This is a genomic window from Falsiroseomonas oryzae, assembly GCF_027856955.1.
GTDB lineage: Bacteria > Pseudomonadota > Alphaproteobacteria > Acetobacterales > Acetobacteraceae > Falsiroseomonas > Falsiroseomonas oryzae.
Window position 1 is genome coordinate 1 of record NZ_JAPSMD010000589.1, and the last position, 2,660, is coordinate 2,660.

Here is a 2,660-nt window from a genome sequence, read left to right on the forward strand (position 1 = left end):
GGCGCCCCGGCCGCGGCGCCCTCCGCCGCCAGGCGCTCCCGCAGCAGGGCCGCCAGCCGCGCGACCTCCGCCGCGGCGATGCCGGCTGGCAGCGCGAAGGCATGGGCGAAGACGAAGCGGTCGCGCGCCGAGAGGTTCGTCACCTGCGTCCGCGCCAGCGCGCTGTTCGGCACCGTGGTCAAGGCGCCGTCCGCGCCGCGGATGCGGCTCGACCGCGGGCCGATCGCCTCCACCGTGCCGGTCGTCTCGCCATAACGGATGACGTCGCCGACGCGGAAGGGCCGGTCGGCGAATATGGCGATGCCGCCGAGCAGGTTCTCCACCGTGCTCTGCGCCGCCAGCGCCAGTGCGATGCCGCCGATGCTGACGCCGGCCAGCAGCCCGAGGGCCGGCAGGCCGAGGAGGTTCGCCCCGTAGATCACGATGGCTGCGACCGCGAGCACCGAACCGACGCGCGCGACCATGCGCAGCAGGTGCGCATCGTAGGTGTCGTCCGGGAAGCTCGGCGAGGCGATCACCGTCTCCGCCACCAGCCAGCAGACATGCCAGGCGGCCCAGGCCGCGGCGACGACCAGCGCGATGCCGACCAGCAGGGTGACCGCCTCCGCCACATGGCCGCCGGGGCTGACCTGCGTGGCCACGAAGGCCTCCGCCACCAGCAGCAGCAGCGCGAGCGCGAGCGGGCGGCTGAGCAGCGCAAGCCGCCGCCGCGGCCCGCGGCGCGGACTGGCGCGTCGCGTCATTAGGCGGCTCCAGGCGACGAGTGCGAAGGGGACCAGCGCGAACACCGCGATCGTCGCCATCGCCTTCCAGGCCGGCGTGCCGAAGACGGTGGCGCGCAGCGGCGCCGGCAGCGCCGCGATCGGCAGCGGCTTCAGCAGCGGCCCGACGAAGTTGCGCTGCGCCGCGATCCAGGCCGTGACGGGCGCAGCGCGCAGCGGCGGCTCCGCGATGATGTGGTCGTGGAACTCCGCCAGCCGGGCCAGCGTGTCGGCGGAGAAGGCGAAGTCGCCGGTCCGCGGCCCCTCGGCGATCCGGCGGATGCGGATCTCGGTGCCGGGAATGGTCCAGCGTGCCTGCGCAGCCGCCGCCTCCGCCAGCGCCGCCTCCGGCAGCGGCGGCAGGCGCAGCAGGATGTCGGCCAGCATGGCTGCGGCGACGGCGCCGGTGCGCGGCCGGTCGGCGACCGGCACGCCGGCGAGGTCGAAGGCCTCCAGCCCCAGCCGGATGACCGCGCGGCCGAGCGCGAATTGCCGCGCGAAGGTCGGCTCCGCCTCGTAGTTGCGATACAGCCGCCCGATGCGCTCGGTCTGGTCGATGAAGCTGCGATAGACCGTGGCGGGGCTGGTCGGGTCGAACCCCGGATGCAGCGGCGCGGCCGTCCCGGCGCGCCCGCCGGCGACGACGAGCACCAGCAGGACGATACAGGCGACGCGCCGCGCGGCTCCCATCCTGCGCAGGCTAGTGCAGCGCTGCCGGCAGGGAAACCGCGCCGGTTCGCCGGACTGCCCTCAGGTCTCCAGCATACGGCGCAGCAGCTCGACGTCCTCGGCGAAGGCGCTGTCCTGCTGCATCAGTTCCGCCACGCGGCTGACGGCGTGCATGACGGTGGTGTGGTCGCGCCCGCCGAAGCGGCGCCCGATCTCCGGCAGGCTGCGCGTGGTGAGCTGCTTGGCCAGGTACATCGCCACCTGCCGGGGCCGCGCCACGTTGCGCGCCCGCCGGGGGGAGGACATGTCGGACAGGCGGATGTTGTAGTGCTCCGCCACGCGCTTCTGGATCTCCTCGATCGTCACGCGGCGGTCATGCGCGCGGAGGATGTCGTGCAACACCTCCTGAGCGCCTTCCAGCGTGACTGCGCGGCCGAACAGGTTGGCATGGGCGATCAGCCGGTTGAGCGCGCCCTCCAGCTCGCGGACGTTGGAAGTGATCTTGTGCGCCAGGAACTCCAGCACCTTCGGCGGCACCGCAACGCCGGCCTGCTGCACCTTCGCCTGCAGGATGGAGATGCGCAGCTCATAGGTGGTGGCGTGCAGGTCGGCGACCATGCCCTGGCCCAGGCGCGTGCGCAGCCGGTCCTCGATCCCCGCCAGGTCGGCCGGCGGCTTGTCGGAGGAGACGACGATCTGCTTCCCCGCATCCACCAGCGCGTTGAAGGTGTGGAAGAACTCCTCCTGCGTGTTGTCCTTGCCGATCAGGAACTGCAGGTCGTCGATCAGCAGGACGTCCACGCTGCGCAGGGATTCCTTGAACTCCATCGTGCTCTGGCTGCGCAGCGCGGCGATGAAGCGGTACATGAACTTCTCGGCGCTCATATAGGCCACCGACAGCGACCTGCGCCCGTCATTCGCGCCGTGCTCGCGGATCGCCCAGGCGATGGCGTGCATCAGGTGCGTCTTGCCCAGCCCGACGCCCCCATAGAGGAACAGCGGGTTGAAGCCAGGGCTCGCCGGCCGTTCCGCGACGCGGCGCGCGCAGGCATGGGCGAACTCGTTCGGCTTGCCGACCACGAAGGTGTCGAAGGTGAAGCGCGGGTCGAGCGGCGCGGACCATTCCACGCGGTCGGGCCGCGCCTCGGCGCGGGTGTCCGCCAGCCGCGGCTCCGCCGCGCGGCCGAGCGGCTCCGCCAGCCCGCCCTCGACCCCATCGGGCCGGCCGTT

2 protein-coding genes are annotated in these 2,660 nt (G+C 72.8%); both read right to left on the bottom strand.

Going from position 1 to position 2,660, the window contains the following annotated elements; translation table 11 throughout:
* A partial coding sequence (locus tag OZN99_RS29265; protein WP_270938740.1) for a mechanosensitive ion channel family protein occupies positions 1-1,451 on the bottom strand: 1,451 nt, incomplete at its 3' end.
* Between the two features lie 60 nt (positions 1,452-1,511).
* Positions 1,512-2,660: chromosomal replication initiator protein DnaA (gene dnaA, locus OZN99_RS29270; protein ID WP_270938741.1), on the bottom strand; the 1,149-nt coding region annotated here is incomplete at its 5' end.